The sequence below is a fragment of the Paenibacillus chitinolyticus NBRC 15660 genome (genome assembly GCF_000739915.1).
GTDB classification, from domain to species: Bacteria; Bacillota; Bacilli; order Paenibacillales; family NBRC-103111; genus Paenibacillus_F; species Paenibacillus_F chitinolyticus.
This window is the reverse complement of the sequence record NZ_BBJT01000004.1, coordinates 404,177-418,775: the sequence shown is the minus strand read 5'-3', so window position 1 is coordinate 418,775 and position 14,599 is coordinate 404,177. Positions and strand designations below refer to the sequence as shown.

Annotated in this window: 15 protein-coding genes; 9 read left to right on the top strand and 6 right to left on the bottom strand. The window is 56.1% G+C overall.

What is annotated here, in order from left to right:
• The first annotated feature begins 165 nt into the window (after positions 1–165).
• The 4 genes from PCH01S_RS11870 to PCH01S_RS11855 all read left to right on the top strand — a co-directional run bounded on the left by PCH01S_RS11870 (position 166) and on the right by PCH01S_RS11855 (position 4,051).
• Positions 166–927, top strand: a complete 762-nt coding sequence (locus tag PCH01S_RS11870) for a DeoR/GlpR family DNA-binding transcription regulator (RefSeq protein WP_042229530.1) — start codon at positions 166–168, stop codon at positions 925–927.
• Between the two features lie 137 nt (positions 928–1,064).
• A complete protein-coding gene (locus PCH01S_RS11865) occupies positions 1,065–1,808 on the top strand; it encodes a (Fe-S)-binding protein (protein WP_042229527.1) in 744 nt (247 codons plus the stop codon).
• Positions 1,795–3,306, top strand: coding sequence for a LutB/LldF family L-lactate oxidation iron-sulfur protein (locus PCH01S_RS11860; RefSeq protein ID WP_042229524.1), 1,512 nt, complete (start codon positions 1,795–1,797; stop codon positions 3,304–3,306). The genes PCH01S_RS11865 and PCH01S_RS11860 overlap by 14 nt, the downstream gene beginning before the upstream one ends.
• The gene (locus PCH01S_RS11855) at positions 3,299–4,051 is read left to right on the top strand and encodes a LutC/YkgG family protein (protein WP_042229522.1); all 753 of its coding nucleotides are present in this window, start codon (positions 3,299–3,301) and stop codon (positions 4,049–4,051) included. Before PCH01S_RS11860 ends, PCH01S_RS11855 begins: the two co-directional genes overlap by 8 nt.
• Positions 4,052–4,330: 279 nt before the next feature.
• On the opposite strand, the gene PCH01S_RS11850 is transcribed toward PCH01S_RS11855, so the two are convergent.
• Complete coding sequence (locus PCH01S_RS11850; RefSeq protein WP_042229519.1) at positions 4,331–5,179, bottom strand: M15 family metallopeptidase; 849 nt, start codon at positions 5,177–5,179, stop codon at positions 4,331–4,333.
• 817 nt (positions 5,180–5,996) lie between these two features.
• Here PCH01S_RS11850 and PCH01S_RS11845 point away from each other — a divergent pair.
• Positions 5,997–7,067, top strand: a complete 1,071-nt coding sequence (locus PCH01S_RS11845; RefSeq protein WP_042229517.1) for a hypothetical protein — start codon at positions 5,997–5,999, stop codon at positions 7,065–7,067.
• 134 nt (positions 7,068–7,201) lie between these two features.
• Here PCH01S_RS11845 and PCH01S_RS11840 read toward each other — a convergent pair whose 3' ends face one another.
• On the bottom strand, positions 7,202–7,450 hold the full coding sequence (locus PCH01S_RS11840) for a hypothetical protein (protein ID WP_042229514.1): 249 nt from the start codon (positions 7,448–7,450) through the stop codon (positions 7,202–7,204).
• A 383-nt stretch (positions 7,451–7,833) separates the two neighbouring features.
• Here PCH01S_RS11840 and PCH01S_RS11830 point away from each other — a divergent pair, with 383 nt between their 5' ends.
• From PCH01S_RS11830 to PCH01S_RS11815, 4 genes are all read left to right on the top strand, one after another.
• A complete protein-coding gene (locus PCH01S_RS11830) occupies positions 7,834–8,691 on the top strand; it encodes a sugar phosphate isomerase/epimerase family protein (protein WP_042229510.1) in 858 nt (285 codons plus the stop codon).
• Between the two features lie 224 nt (positions 8,692–8,915).
• A complete protein-coding gene (thyA, locus tag PCH01S_RS11825) occupies positions 8,916–9,710 on the top strand; it encodes a thymidylate synthase (RefSeq protein WP_042229507.1) in 795 nt (264 codons plus the stop codon).
• Between the two features lie 110 nt (positions 9,711–9,820).
• Positions 9,821–10,306 carry a dihydrofolate reductase gene (locus PCH01S_RS11820; RefSeq protein WP_042229506.1) on the top strand — a complete coding sequence of 162 codons (486 nt, stop codon included), beginning with the start codon at positions 9,821–9,823 and terminating at the stop codon, positions 10,304–10,306.
• Positions 10,307–10,561: 255 nt separating this feature from the next.
• A complete protein-coding gene (locus PCH01S_RS11815) occupies positions 10,562–11,470 on the top strand; it encodes a Gfo/Idh/MocA family protein (RefSeq protein WP_042229504.1) in 909 nt (302 codons plus the stop codon).
• Positions 11,471–11,827: 357 nt separating this feature from the next.
• On the opposite strand, the gene PCH01S_RS11810 is transcribed toward PCH01S_RS11815, so the two are convergent.
• From PCH01S_RS11810 to PCH01S_RS11795, 4 genes are all read right to left on the bottom strand, one after another.
• Positions 11,828–12,472, bottom strand: a complete 645-nt coding sequence (locus tag PCH01S_RS11810; RefSeq protein ID WP_042229501.1) for a YcnI family copper-binding membrane protein — start codon at positions 12,470–12,472, stop codon at positions 11,828–11,830.
• Between the two features lie 93 nt (positions 12,473–12,565).
• Complete coding sequence (locus tag PCH01S_RS11805) at positions 12,566–13,234, bottom strand: response regulator (protein ID WP_042229500.1); 669 nt, start codon at positions 13,232–13,234, stop codon at positions 12,566–12,568.
• On the bottom strand, positions 13,197–14,033 hold the full coding sequence (locus tag PCH01S_RS11800) for a sensor histidine kinase (RefSeq protein ID WP_042229496.1): 837 nt from the start codon (positions 14,031–14,033) through the stop codon (positions 13,197–13,199). The genes PCH01S_RS11805 and PCH01S_RS11800 overlap by 38 nt, the downstream gene beginning before the upstream one ends.
• 225 nt (positions 14,034–14,258) lie before the next feature.
• On the bottom strand, positions 14,259–14,504 hold the full coding sequence (locus PCH01S_RS11795) for a hypothetical protein (protein ID WP_042229494.1): 246 nt from the start codon (positions 14,502–14,504) through the stop codon (positions 14,259–14,261).
• Positions 14,505–14,599: the final 95 nt, after the last annotated feature.

The following is a 14,599-nucleotide window of genomic DNA, read 5'->3' as shown; positions in this document are numbered from 1 at the left end:
CGGAGGGGTGCGGCGGGTTTCGCCTGGCCTTTCGTCTAGTCCCTTCCCGCCCGATATTGTACAATAAAAGAAACAGAGGCGAAGCCCGGACTGCCCGCATCCGTGCGTACGGCAGAAGAACAGGCCCGCCTCGGCAAGAATGGAACCATGAAATGAGGATGCACGATGCTTGTAGCGGAAAGATGGCAGAAAATACTCGCGCTGGTCAATGAAAGAGGCAGCATACGGGTGACGGAGCTCAGCGAGCTGTGCGGAGTCACTGAGGAAACGATCCGGCGCGATCTGGACAAGCTGGAGAGCGAAGGACGGCTCATGCGCAGTCACGGCGGAGCGGTCCGCGTGGGAGAATCCCAGCCCGAAATTCCGTTCAAGGAACGGGAAACGGTGCACGCGGACCTCAAGCGGAGTATCGCGAGGGAAGCCGTCAAACATATCCGGGAGAACGACCGGATCATACTCGATGCGAGCACGACGGCGTGGTATATGGCGCAAATTTTGCCGGACGAACCGCTCACGGTGCTGACCAACTCGATCCAAGTCGCCGTGGAGCTCAGCTCCAAGGAGAAAATACAGGTCGTTTCCACCGGCGGCCGTCTTCTTCCCCAGTCGCTTTCCTACGCCGGTCCGCTGGCCGAACGCTCCCTGGATACGTACCATGTGGATAAAGCGTTCCTGTCGTGCAAAGGCGTGCATACGGCCCGTGGCATTTCCGAATCGAGCGAGCTGCAGGCGCTGGTCAAAGCCAAAATGGTCGCCATCTCCGACGAAGTTTTTTTGCTGGCGGACCACAGCAAGTTCGGCCAGCAGTCGTTTGCTCACGTCGCTTCATGGGAGCGGATCGGGCATGTCATCACCGATTCGTCGACGAGTGCGGACAGCCTGGAAGCCCTGCGCGAGAAAGGCGTAAAGGTTACCCGGCTCACCTGAACCGCCGAGCCGCATCGTGCCCTGCCCGTTCCCCCATCTTGTACGAGGAACGGAACGGGCTTTTTTTCAATCATCGAGACGTATCGTATTTCTTCTATATAAAAGAGAGCGCTTTCAATCGAAAGGGGCGATTCATCTTGAAGGTTTCTTTATTTATCACCTGTTTGAGCGACCTCGTGTATCCAAGGGTCGGGCAGGCAATGGTGCGGCTGCTCGCCCGGTACGGCATCCAGGTTCATTTTCCGGAGGTGCAGACCTGCTGCGGACAGCCGGCTTTTAACAGCGGCTACTGGGACGATGCACGCAAGTCGGCCCGGACTCTGCTGGAAGCGTTTGACGACAGCGACTTTGTCTTGTCGCCTTCGGGCTCGTGCACGGGCATGGTTCAGCATTATTATCCGAAGCTGTTTCAGGATGATCCGGAGATGCTTGCCAAGGCGGAAGCCCTCCGGGAAAAAACGTACGAGTTTACGCAATTTCTCGTCGGTGTGCTGGGCGTTACGGATCTCGGTGCGGTGTTTCCCCACAGAGTCACCTATCATCCGTCCTGCCACGGTACGCGGCTGCTTGGCATTAAGGACGAACCGGCCTCCCTGCTGGAGCATGTGCGCGGCCTTGAACTTGTTCCGCTGCCGCATGCGGAGGACTGCTGCGGGTTCGGAGGCACGTTTGCCGTCAAAATGAGCGACATATCGGGCGCGATGGTCGCGGAGAAATCCGATCATGTCCTGGAAACGGAAGCGGAGGTGCTCGTCGGTCTCGATATGGGCTGCCTCATGAATATATCCGGGAACCTGCTATACAGAGGCAGACCGGTTAAGGTCATGCATCTGGTGGAACTTTTGGAGGAAGGAGTGAGACGGGCCGATGAGCATGTCTAGTGGTAGGGTCAGTGTTAAAGACCGGGCGAAAATCGCGCTTAACAACGATTTCCTGCGGAAAGCCGTCAAATTCACGACCGAGCGTCTGAAAACCGGCAAGTTGAACGCGGCCGCCGAGCAGGGAAACTGGGAAGAATGGCGGGAGCGGGGACGGCAGATCCGTCTGCATACGATCGCTCATCTCGATTATTACCTCGGTGCCTTCGTTGAAAATGCGCGGGCGCAGGGCGTCCATGTCCATTTCGCCGAGACGGCGGAGGAGGCAGTCTCGATTACGATGGAGATCGCCCGTCACCGAAAAGCGAAGAGCGTCGTGAAATCCAAATCCATGGTATCCGAAGAGATTCACATCAATCGCGCGCTCGAAGAGCTCGGCATTGAAGCCGTGGAAACGGACCTCGGCGAATACATCATCCAGCTTGCGGGGGAAGCGCCGTCTCACATCATCATTCCCGCGATCCACAAAAACCGCTACCAGATTGCGGAGCTGCTGTCGGAAGAAGCGGGCGAAACGCTCCCGCCCGATACGGCCGTGCTCGCCGGGTTCGTGCGCCGGAAGCTGCGGGAGAAGTTCCTGGAGGCGGACATCGGCATGACCGGCTGCAATTTCGCCGTCGCCGAGACCGGTTCTATCGTTCTCTTCGAGAACGAAGGCAACGGCCGGATGGTCAGCACCGTCCCCAAGACGCAGATCACCTTCATGGGAATGGAGCGGATCATTCCCACGCTGGACGATCTGGAGGTCATGGCGACGCTGCTGCCGCGCTCGGCCACCGGACAAAAGCTGACCGTGTACATGTCGGTCATCTCCGGGCCGAGAAGAGAGCCGGACGGGGACGGTCCGGAGGAGATGCACGTTATCATCCTGGACAACGGGCGCTCGCTTCAGCTCGGAGACCCGGATTTCCAGGAGCTGCTGAACTGCATCCGCTGCGGCGCCTGTCTGAATGCTTGCCCGGTCTACCGGCACATCGGCGGGCATGCGTACGGCGGCACTTACAGCGGTCCGATCGGGGCCGTCCTCACCCCGGCGCTTAACCGGAACACGGCCGAGTGGGACGATATCGCCGGTGCTTCGACCTTGTGCGGCGCCTGCTACGAGGCTTGTCCGGTCAAAATCCCGCTGCACGACATGCTGGTCTATTTACGCGGCCGCAAGGTCGAGAAGGGCCATGGGGATGCGGCGGAGAAGGCGGGAATGTCCGCTTTCGGTTACATCATGGCCGATGCCAAGCGCTTGAGGCGGGTTGCGGCTCTGGGCAGATTCGGCCAGCGGTTCGTGGCCCGCGGCGGCGTGATCAAAGCGAGAATCGGTCCGCTCAAGGGCTGGAACGCGCACCGCTACGCCCCGGCGCTTCCGCCGAAAACATTCCGCGAGGACTGGAAAAGCTTCGCCGAAGAAGCCGCCGGAAGCCTGCCGGAGATGGACGCGGAAGTGAAGAGCCGCATGGAGCGGATTTTGGACGCCCGCCGGAAAGGGGGCGGCCGCCATGAGTAAATCCGCCGCCGATTTCCTGAAGGGGCTGGAAGCCGAGTCGAGGCGGAAGCAGGAGGCGTTCTTGGGCGGCATCGCCTCCCGGCTGGGGCGTCCCCGGATAACGGAGCCCCCGGCAAGACCGTTCCGGGGAGCGCCGGACTTCTGGAACGCCGTAGATTTGGACGAAGAGGCGCGCATCCGCCTCTTTATGGACAACTGGCGCAAGGCGGGCGGCCATGCCGAGCAGTTGGCCTCCATGGAGGAAGCGGCCGCTTTCGTGCGGCAGTTGATCCGCGACCTGGAGGCGAGGCGGGTCATCCGCCAAGACCAGCCCGAGCTGGAGGCGATAGCGTCCGTGCTGGAGACGGTGGAGGGACTCGACCGCCTCACCGTCTGGAACGCGGAGCATGCCTCGGACGAGGAGAAGGAGGCCATGCTGGCAGACGCGGCCGGAGCCGACATCGGGCTTGTGGCGGCCGACTGCGCCGCGGCTCATACCGGTACGGTCGTGCTGATGTCCTCGCCCCGCAAAGGCAGGAGCGTCAGCCTGCTTCCGGCTGTCCTCGTCGCGGTGGTTCCCGCCAGCCGGCTGAAAATGCGCCTCGGCGAGGTGCTCCGTCCGCTTGACGGACTGGCGGCCGGAGCGAGGCCGGCGGGGATCCACTTCGTATCGGGCCCGAGCCGTTCGGCGGATATTGAGAACGACCTTACCATCGGCGTGCACGGTCCCGGCATTGTCTATGCGCTTGTGGTGGGAGACTGTTAACATCATTCGTCCCCGCCGGGCGGGTTCGGCGGCTTGTCTGCGGAAGCAAGCGAAAATTTTATGGAAATCAACTGCCGTTTCCGAGCGGCAGTTCCTAAACGGTTCTTTCTTTTCATGCCAGTACGCGTTAAAGGCCGGGAACGTTTCAACCTCCCGCAACTAACTTCGTCATGCCGCAGCACCACGCCTGAGCGCAAAAAAAATGCCGTCCCTCAAAAAGGGACGGCATTTTCTCGTTAGGATTCGGCAGGCTCCATGGCCCGTTCGATGAATCCGGCGTTACTTCGCTACCGGTACGGCATTCAAATACTCTTCCATCGTCGTGTTTTTCGTCTTGATATCTTTGGCCATTTGGGTACCTACATAGCGCAGGTGCCACGGCTCGTACTGATAGCCTGTGATGGATTCCTTGCCCTTCGGATAACGGATGATAAATCCGTATTCGTGGGCGTGGTCTTCCAGCCACTTGGCTTCGGGCGTTCCGCCGAAGCAGTCTTCGGCCGCACATTTGCCCGTGCTGCCCGAAACGTCTATGGCCAGTCCCGTTTCATGCTCGCTGTGTCCCGGTACGGCGCTGTATTTCTTGGCCGCGGCCTCGCCGTCCTTTTGTACGTAACGGTTGAACAGGGTCGTCTGCGTGGAATGGGAGCGGTAAGCGGACACGCCGGCCAGCGGTGCTCCGTCGTTCTTGGCCGCGGCGAACATCTTTTCCAGCGCGCCTGCCGCTTCTTTGCGCATCATGCGCTTTTCGATTTTTTCGGCGAATACGAAATTTACATCCGGATACACCAGATCGGAAGGCTTGTACGAGTCCGGAAGCTTGAATTGTTTGTTAACCAGAACGGTCATGCTTTCCGGTTTGGCGGCCACCTGCTCCGAGCCATCCGTTCCTTTGCCCGCTCCGGTTTCTTTGGAAGACGGATTCGGTGTCGGCGAAGTCGTCGGCTTGCTCGTGCTTCCCGGTGTCCCGGACGGATTTGCGGAAGGCGAAGTTACCGCTGACGTACCCGGAGTCGACGTGGCGGACGGGGAGTTCCCGCCCGCTTCCTTGCTGCTCTCGCAGCCGGCGAAGAGTGCGACGGCGGAAGCCAGGATCAGAAGCCGGGTGATTCTTTTTTTCGGGGTCATGGTAGTTCCTCCTTGAATTAAAAAAAGGCGCATTCTTATTCGGGACGGGCCCGGAATACAACCTATTTTATTATACCTTAAGCGGATTAAAAAACCCAATGCGGGGCAATTGTGACTAAGCGGTGAAAACACTATCATCTTGCCATTTCATTCGCTACAATGGGGGTAACGAGAAGGGAGGCAGCAGCTATGATGATCGCATCTCTGATTATCGGCCTGGCTTTGGCGGGTCTGATTTTATGGGCAACGATTTGGATCACCAATAAGGCGTACTCCAGAAAATGGGAAAATCCCGACGAGGATTGAATCCGGGATACCCGGCGGTTCCTGCCCGGGGCCCGACTCCGCCGTCCGGGGGAAGGGCATTTTTCGATTCATGCGTTACCCGTAAGAGAGAGAAGGCAGCAGCAATTGTCGGGGATAAGCCGCAGGAGACGGAGCGGACGCCTTCTTTGCTCTTTTCAATTCATTCCATTTTGCAACCATCGGGTTTACCTCCTTCATAAAGCGTTCTGCTATATATTCGCACTTTTTGCGGATAAGGTTCGCTTTATTCCGTGCCGGGTATGTACATATCCCCCGAAAAAACCTTATGACCCCGATATTCATCCGGTTCTACCCGCCGTATGAGGTCATATTTTCCAAAATAAACCGTTCTTGGCGTTTCACACCTTTCCATTTCGGGTTAACTCCAAATAGGGCAGGATTTCTTCAATTTCCTCCTTTATACAAATTTTTGTCTTTGCTTCCTTTGGAAGCTGTATTATAATCGTTCATGTTCTTAATTATCGTGAGGGATAGAGAGAGGGGAAATCGTGTGAACAAGAAAATTTGGACGTCTGTACTCGCATTACTATTGACTTTTACTGTCGTGTTGGCGGGTTGTGGCAAGAAAGAATCACCGAAGACGGCTTTGGAGGAATCCTACACCGCCGCTTCAACGATGAACAGTGCGGATTTCAACATGAATATGACCTTGAACCTGGATTTCCCGGAATCCGCGCTTAAAGCGGATCCGAGCTTGGAGATGGGAGCCAATCTCCTGAAAAACCTGGATGTTACGGCTAAAGGTGTTTACCAGGCCGATCCTATGCAGCTGGAAATGACGCTGGAAGCCAACCTCAAAGGCGACATGCCGATGAAGATTTCCCTGCCTATGGTCATGACCAAAGACAAGATGTATGTGAAAGTTCCGAACATTCCGCTTCTGCCTATTCCTAAAGACGCTGTCGGTAAATACATCGTCGTGGATGTCAACGAGCTGAATCAGACGACGGAAGGCAAAGTGAACGTAAATGCCATCGACGTGAAGAAACAGCAGGAGTTCGGCCAAGAAGCGATGAAAATCTTTACGACCAACTTTGACGAAAAAACGTACTTTGTCGAGGTCGACAAGAAAAACGCGGGACTGCCCGAGAGCGTAGACGCGAAGCAGGTCGTGAAATTCCAGATCACCAACGAAAACCTGGAACCTGCGATCAAAACGATTGTCGAGAAAGTAGCTCCGCAGCTTCTGGATCTCGTATCCAGCGACAAGTATAAAGACATGCTTCAAGTCGATCCGGCCGAAATCGAGAAGGCAAAGAAAGAACTTGCCGCCGGTTCGAGCAAGGAAGATACCCAGAAGGCGATCGACGAACTGAAAAAAGTGCTGAAAATCAACGATTTCAACATTTTGACAGCCATCAATAAAGATAAATTCCCGGCTTATCAAGAAATTAACGCCAACCTGGACATCACGGAAGAAAAGCAGGGCACGATCAAAATCGGTACGAAAATCAAAACCGAGTACAGCAATATCAACAAGAAGGCTAACCTGCAGCCTCTTCCTACCGATACGCTGACGATCGAACAATTCTCGCAAAAAATGCAAGCTTCCGGTATGTAATACCCGCTCCGGTAGCGTGCAAGACAAATCCCCGGTTTCCTTGATGGAAGCCGGGGATTTTTGCCGTTGTCCGTCGTTAACGGCATGCAGAAACCGTCGGGAAGGGAGGGGGATGCCCGGGTCAGCCGGGTTTATTATTCGGATGTAGAATCGCGATTAAACAGCTTATGCGAATAGTTCATCACGAGGATCATGGCGGCTCGCTGCTCGTCCGTTTTGGCCAGCAGGCAGTGGCGTCTCCAGTCCAGGAAGCGGATGGCGGCCTCTCGGCTGCCGTCCCGGGCTCTCTGCCAGGTGTCTTCGATCTCTTCAATCGACGGAATGACCTGATGTCTCCGGTAAAAGCCGACCGTCCGGGAAATGGAGGACCAGTCATATTGCATGGGAAACCCTCCAACTGTTTCTTTTTCCGCCTTGCCGCTCGAACCCGGTCCGGAACAGGAAGTCTATTTGGGGCTCATTATTCATCGTGTCTTCCTCCTTCGCCTGGCTGCCGGATTTGTATGCAGAGTGTGGACGACTTTTACCGTATCCTGTATTATTACCTCCGTCTCTTTTAAAGAAAACAGCGAAATCAGTCACAAGGGGTTCGTACGGAGACGCTTTTAGAAGGAAGAGGGATTATAGGGCGCTATTTTTACGAAAAAGGGGGTCTGGGTGCCGTTTACGCTCCTATATGAAGTAGAAGAGAGCTTGCTTCTTGCGGAACGGTTTTCTATGATACAGGTGTACATATAACCCTTACAGAGAAACGAGGCGGCCTCTTTTGAAAATCGGATTAAGCTCTTACAGTTTGTACCGTGCCATCAAAGCCGGGGAATTGGACTATGTCAGTGCGTTGGATTGGATTGCGGCTAACGGCGGCGAACACATGGAAGTCGTTCCGCTGGAAATTGATTTTACCCGGGAACCCCAGCTTGTGCAAAACATCAAGGAAAAAGCGAAGTCCGTAGGCATCGAGCTTTCCAATTATGCGGTCGGAGCCAATTTCCTGACGCAAAATGAGGGCGCTTACGAGGAAGAAATTTCCCGGGTGAAGCGGGAAGTCGATGTAGCGGCCGAGCTGGGCGTTAAGCTGATGCGCCATGATGTGGCCCGCCATGAAGACGTTTCCATCCGTACGTTCAACGCGAATCTGGACCGCATGATCGAAGCGTGCCGGACGATTGCGGATTACGCCGCTCAGTACGGGATTACGACCAGCATCGAAAATCACGGCTATCTGGTGCAGGCGAGCGACCGGGTGCTTACCGTCGTTCAAGGCGTGAACCGCCCGAACTTCAAGACGACGCTGGATATCGGCAACTTTATGTGTGCGGATGAAAATCCGGTCGCTTCCGTGCAGAAAAATCTGCCGTTTGCTTCTATCGTACATATTAAAGATTTCTATCTCCGCCCTTCTTACCGGAATCCGGGTGAAGGCTGGTTCAAGACCACGGCCGGCAACTACCTCCGGGGAGCTATTGCCGGGCAGGGCGATATCGACATGTGGGAAGTGCTGCGTCTGGTGAAACGTTCCGGTTTCGACGGCTATCTGTCCATCGAATTCGAAGGCATGGAAGAGTGCAAACAAGGCTCCAAAATCGCCATGGATAACGTGAAACGAATCTGGGCCGAAGTTTAGGCGATTCTGTCTTTGCAGAACCGTTCAGGCTCTATAGAAGAAGCGTTCTGCTTATAAGAAAGGGGACGCTTCTTTCCGGTTACCGGAAGGGAACGGGGAACAGGGAACTTTTTCTGAATAAGGAGAAGTTCTTTTTCATTTTCCGGGAAGGTGGAAACTGATATACTAAGGACAGACTTTGTCCGGATAAAAAGGAAAACCGATGATTTGAGGTGCGCTTGGAAATGAATAAATATTTGGAACTGCTTAAGGATATCAAGGAAAACGGAACCCGCAAAGAAGACCGCACGGGGACCGGCACGATTTCCGTGTTCGGACGTCAGATGCGGATGAATCTGGCGGAAGGCTTTCCGCTTTTGACGACTAAAAAACTTCATATGCGCTCGATTATCCACGAGCTTTTGTGGTTTCTGAAAGGTGAAACCAATATTCACTATTTACACGACAATGGCGTCACCATTTGGGACGAGTGGGCCGACGAGGACGGTAATTTGGGCCGTGTGTACGGCGCCCAGTGGCGCACTTGGCAGGCGCCGGACGGACGGGCAATCGACCAGATTACCCAAGTGATCCATCAAATTAAAACCAATCCCGATTCTCGCAGGCATTTGGTTAGTGCTTGGAATGTCGCAGAGGTAGATCAGATGGCGCTGCCGCCCTGCCATTACGCGTTCCAGTTCTATGTGGCGGACGGCAAGTTGTCGTGCATGTTCCAGATGCGTTCGGTCGATACGTTCCTCGGTCTGCCGTTCAATCTGGCCTCGTACGCGCTTCTCACGCACATGGTCGCGCAGCAGTGCGATCTCGAAGTCGGGGACCTGGTATGGACCGGAGGGGACGTGCATATTTACCTGAATCATCTGGAGCAGGTGGAGAAACAGCTTACGAGAGAGCCGTTTCCGCTGCCCAAGCTTGAAATCAAGCGCAAGCCGGATTCTATCTTCGACTACGCTTATGAAGACTTCGAGTTTGTCGGGTACCAGTCGCATCCCGGCATTAAAGCCCCGATCGCGATCTGATTGCGGGAGTTGTCCGCGAAGAACGTTTCGGACCGGATTCGAACGGAAAATAGGATGATCCATGAACGGCCGCAAAGTCCGCATGGGTCGCAGGAAGAGGTGTTGGTCAGGTGAGTATTTCTTTTATTTTTGCGATGGACCGCAACAATGCGATCGGGATCGACAACAAGCTGCCGTGGCATCTGCCGGCGGATTTGAAATATTTCAAGAAAATGACGACCGGTCATCCGATCCTGATGGGGCGGAAAACATACGATTCAATCGGACGTCCGCTGCCGAATCGGGACAATATTGTCCTGACCCGGCAAAGCGGCTTTGCAGCCGAAGGCTGCACGGTCGTGCATACCGTGGAAGAAGTGTTGGAACGTTACACGGAAGGGGAGGTTTTCGTGATCGGCGGAACGGAAGTGTTCCTGCTGTTCTGGCCTCACGTTGACAAGCTGTACGTGACGTATATCGACGATACCTTTGAAGCCGATACGTTCTTTCCGGAGATTGATCCCGGCGAATGGACGCTTGTTTCCGACGAGCCCGGCATCCGGGATGAGAAAAATCCGTATGATTACACGTTCCGGGTGTACGAGCGGGCGCAGTGACGCCGAAAATGCCGGTGCCGGAACCGAAATCACAAGCGGATACTTATGCGTCAGAAGAGGGTTGGAAGTCCGGCACGGTAACGGAGGGGCCCGGGTGCGCAGGGGATTACGAAGGACGGTAAACGAGCGCTCAACGGTTGCTTTCTCATCTTCCTCCGGCGGCCCAGTCCTCTATACGGCATTCCTTCTAAAAACCGCAGCACGACTAACCCGGCGGCTTACATAAGCCGGGAAAGCTGAACGGGGGGCGTTAAGGTGCAGTCATCAAGCTTACGGATCGGCATGATCGGATTGGACACTTCCCATGCCGTCGAATTTACGAAACTGCTCAACGATCCGGAACATCCCTGGCATGTGCCGGGGGGCCGGGTCGTAATCGCCTATCCGGGAGGATCGGAAGACTTCGAGCTGAGCCGTTCCCGCGTGCGGGGGTTCACCGAGAAACTCCGCGGCGAATACGGCGTGGAGATCGCCGATTCTCCGGCGGCCGTTGCGGCGGCATGCGACGCCATCCTGCTTGAATCGGCGGACGGCCGGGTACACGCCGAACAGTTCCGGCAGATCACCGCCTACGGCAAGCCGGTGTTCGTCGACAAGCCGCTGGCCGTCAGCTCGCGGGATGCCGGCGAGATCGCCGCTCTGGCCGTACGGCACGGCGCTGCGCTCCTGAGCAGCTCGTCCCTCCGCTTCGCCGAAGGCTTAACGGAAGCGCTTAGCGACTCGGAGAAGGGAGCGGTCACCGGAGCCGACTGCTTCGGTCCGCTGGCGCTGGAGCCGACGCAGCCCGGCCTGTTCTGGTACGGCATCCACATGGTGGAGATGCTGTACGCTGCGCTTGGCCCGGGCTGCGTGCACGTCACGGCGTCAGCCGGGGAGTCGCACGAGGTGGTGGTCGGCGTCTGGGCCGACGGCCGCATCGGGACCGTGCGCGGCAGCCGTGCGGGCAGTCCCGCGTTCGGCGCGGTGGTGCACCGCGAAGGAGGGAGCCGCGCGGTCGATATTTCCGCGGACGCGAAGCCCTTCTACGCGAGCCTGCTTGAGCGCGTCATGGAGCTGTTCCGCGGTGGCGAACCGGCGGTCGATATGCGGGAGACGCTCGAAGTGATCCGCTTCATCGAAGCGGCGAACGAGAGCCGCGAGACGGGCCGGCGGGTCCGGTTGTAGGCGGCGTATCGGCTTGCCTCGTGCGGAGCCCCGCCGTTTCCCGTCGCACCCGGGGCCGCGCGACCTCCATCGCCCCAGGGCGTCTCGCTTCGCCTCAGGCCGCTAGCGCCGACTTGCATCGCTCAGGCGGTCTCGCCTCAGGCTGCCCGCACCGGCTCGCACCGTCCCGCGCAGGCTCGCCTTAGGCCGCGGCCCCACGGGGCACCGGCTCACATCGCAAAAAAAGACCTGAACCGCTCTTTACAGCGGTACAGGTCTTTTCAATTGAACCAAAAAGCTGCGGAATTCGTATTCCCGCAGCTTTTTTCCGTTTCCGTCCCGCTGCTCCGGCAGGGCGGAAACGGAACGCAGCTTCGCTTAGGCGCGTTTTCTGAACAGGCTGAGCAGCAGGGAAGCCGCGCTCAGTACCACAGCGGCAATCGACAGATACAGCGGCGTATTGCTCGCGGAAGCGCCTGCCTGCTGGGCCGGAGCCGCAGTGGCGCTGCCCGGCGCCGTGCTTGTATTGCCGTGGCTGTCCGTGCCTGCGCCGGACGGTTTAGCGGCAACCTTCGTTACGGAAGCGGGCTTGTCCGAGCCTTCGGCGCCGGTCCACTCCACTACGCTGCCGTCCTGGTAAGTCTGATAAGCCTTCCAGACGATGGAAGTGGCGTTGTCGGCGACTTTGCCCTGCATATTGAATTCGCCGAATTCGGTTTTGCTGAGGCCGCCGTTTTCCGCGGTCCAGGTCACACCCGTGATTTTATCCGCTCCGTCTTTGGCAATTTCGTATTTCCAGCCCGGTTTCGGTTCGAAACGCGAGATGGATACGGCGTCTACCGGGAATTTCACTTCGATTTTGGTAGTCGGCACATCTTTTTCCGTCGGTACGCGAACGGTAAATTTCTGATAGGAACCCGCCGTCGCTTCGGCAGGATTAACGGTAACGTGGGCGCTGGCCACGCCGGCAAAGAGCATCAAACCGGCTACAACGGCGGCCGCTTGCATTTTAAGCTTGTTCATGATTAACTCCCCTTCTCTCGCAATCTTGTAGTATTTCTACTGTACCCAAAGCGGGCGGAAGAAAGTATGACTCAACTGGGCCATTTTTGCCCCCTAGTTATGATCTTTTCGTGACATTCCGTGTTTCACGGCATAGGCGGTAAGCTGGACGCGGTTATCCATGCCGAGCTTTTCGAAAATATTTTTCATATGGTTTTTAACGGTGTTTTCCGAAATGAGCAGCTTTTCCGCGATTTGCCGGTTGTTATATCCTTCGGCGACATAGAGGACAATTTCATGTTCGCGGGCCGTAAGCTGGGGCAGGGGCTGACCGGAGGCGGCCGATGCCCCGGACGGACGGAAGCGCCGCATAAGCCGGTCCGCCATCTGGCGGGCCACCTGGGAATTGTCGTCGAGCAGGGCGTGCAGATAGTTGAGCCACTCGTCGGGGTCCATATTTTTGAGCAGATAGCCTTGCGCTCCGAACTGGACGGCCGTGAACAGATCGGCCACATCGTCCGACACGGTCAGGATTACGATGCGGATGTGAGGGTAGCGCTGTTTGATCTGGCGGGTCGCCTCCAGGCCGTTCACGGGGCTCATATGGATATCCATGAGCACCACATCCGGCTGAAGGTTGCCGCAGAGGGCGATCGCTTCCTCGCCGTTATAGGCTTCGCCGACGACGTTGAATGAAGAATCGTCTTCCAGCAAGCTCTGGATTGCCTGGCGGGCAAGGGGATGATCATCCGCGATGAGAACGCGATAGCAGGTCTCTGACATGAGGTTTCCTCCTTGATGAAGTGACGGACAGCTCCGTACCGTTTTCGGGCGAAGACTGAAGTTCCCACGACGCTCCGAGTTCGGCCGCCCGCTTGCGCATCATGGTCAGGCCATAACGGTGCCGCTGGGATTCGTCCTCTGCGAAGCCGACTCCGTTGTCGGCGATTCTGAGCGACCATTCCGGGCCGCTCGTTTCCAGGTCGATAGAAGCCTGGGTCGCGCGGGAATGCTTGCGGATATTGGTGAAAGCTTCCTGGATGATGGCGAAAATCTGCACTTCTTCGGCAGCCGTGAGAACTTTGTCGGTTGCCCGCAGATTTTGGACGGTTTCAATGCCGGTCAGCACTTCCCAGTCCTGCAGCCACTTGCCGATGCGCAGGGTGAAGGAGGTCCCTTCCTCGGGCAGGGACCGGAGATTGAAAATCGCCTGACGGAGATGATGGTCGATTTCGGAGACGGCGGCTTTGGCTTCCTCGGTCTTCCCCTGCTTCAGCTTCACGTTAATAAAAAACAGCGTCTGGGCGAGATTGTCGTGCAGCTCCCTGGCCAGCCGCTCGCGTTCTTCGTAGACGGCGCGTTTGGACGTTTCGCGGGCGAGCCGGTTATTGGTACGCTCAATACTGCGGAACATCCAGGTGGCGAATATGTAGGAGACGAGGAGAGTGAGGAACGTAATGTACCAGTTTCCGGTTTCCATGGACATATAGCTCAGCATGAACTCATGCCGGATAAACTCGAATCCTCCGATAAACAGGGCAGGGGTCAGAGCGGCCAGCCATTTGAGGGTTTTAAGCGACATAAGAGCCCGTCCTTTGCATAAATTAATCATTCTTGTCTTAACGGATGTACCCAATATACCGTAACGCGTCCGGAGCAACAAGGCGAGAGAAATTTTCCTCTTCGCAGACCGCGACTTTTTGGAGAAACTTTCGTCTAATGGATTTAGCGTCCTTTTTCGGACGAAAAAAAGCCTTCGGGCAAAGCAAAACCGGCCCCTCGGGTCAAAGGGCCGGCTGCGGATCACTCAATAGAGCATTTCCCGTAAGGAAGCTCCTTTATTAATCGGTTGAGCGGGCAGGTCCGCATAACAGAACGGATCGCCCTCTTCCTCCACAACTTCAATCATGAGAATGTGTTCGATCGGCAGAAGGACGTTATCCATCTTAATCAGACCAAACTGTTCGTAGTGATTGGAAATGATACCGGTAATGGTATCTTTACCGCAGCTGACTTTAACTTTCTGCTTCTGGTATATGAGTATATCAAACATAAATAAACTCACCTCTCTATTAAGATATGACAAGTCATCTGTGATATTCGTCACACCATTTTTTAAAAAGAAAAAACATTAAATTTAATTAAAGA

What these genes read in the sequence shown, in the direction of transcription:
- PCH01S_RS11870 (WP_042229530.1), top strand. Translation starts at nt 166, where the DNA reads ATGCTTGTAGCGGAAAGATGGCAGAAAATACTCGCGCTGGTCAATGAA.
- PCH01S_RS11860 (WP_042229524.1), top strand. Translation starts at nt 1,795, where the DNA reads ATGAGCATGTCTAGTGGTAGGGTCAGTGTTAAAGACCGGGCGAAAATC.
- PCH01S_RS11855 (WP_042229522.1), top strand. Translation starts at nt 3,299, where the DNA reads ATGAGTAAATCCGCCGCCGATTTCCTGAAGGGGCTGGAAGCCGAGTCG.
- PCH01S_RS11850 (WP_042229519.1), bottom strand. Translation starts at nt 5,179, where the DNA reads ATGACCCCGAAAAAAAGAATCACCCGGCTTCTGATCCTGGCTTCCGCC.
- PCH01S_RS11840 (WP_042229514.1), bottom strand. Translation starts at nt 7,450, where the DNA reads ATGCAATATGACTGGTCCTCCATTTCCCGGACGGTCGGCTTTTACCGG.
- thyA (WP_042229507.1), top strand. Translation starts at nt 8,916, where the DNA reads ATGAATAAATATTTGGAACTGCTTAAGGATATCAAGGAAAACGGAACC.
- PCH01S_RS11810 (WP_042229501.1), bottom strand. Translation starts at nt 12,472, where the DNA reads ATGAACAAGCTTAAAATGCAAGCGGCCGCCGTTGTAGCCGGTTTGATG.
- PCH01S_RS11805 (WP_042229500.1), bottom strand. Translation starts at nt 13,234, where the DNA reads ATGTCAGAGACCTGCTATCGCGTTCTCATCGCGGATGATCATCCCCTT.
- PCH01S_RS11800 (WP_042229496.1), bottom strand. Translation starts at nt 14,033, where the DNA reads ATGTCGCTTAAAACCCTCAAATGGCTGGCCGCTCTGACCCCTGCCCTG.
- PCH01S_RS11795 (WP_042229494.1), bottom strand. Translation starts at nt 14,504, where the DNA reads ATGTTTGATATACTCATATACCAGAAGCAGAAAGTTAAAGTCAGCTGC.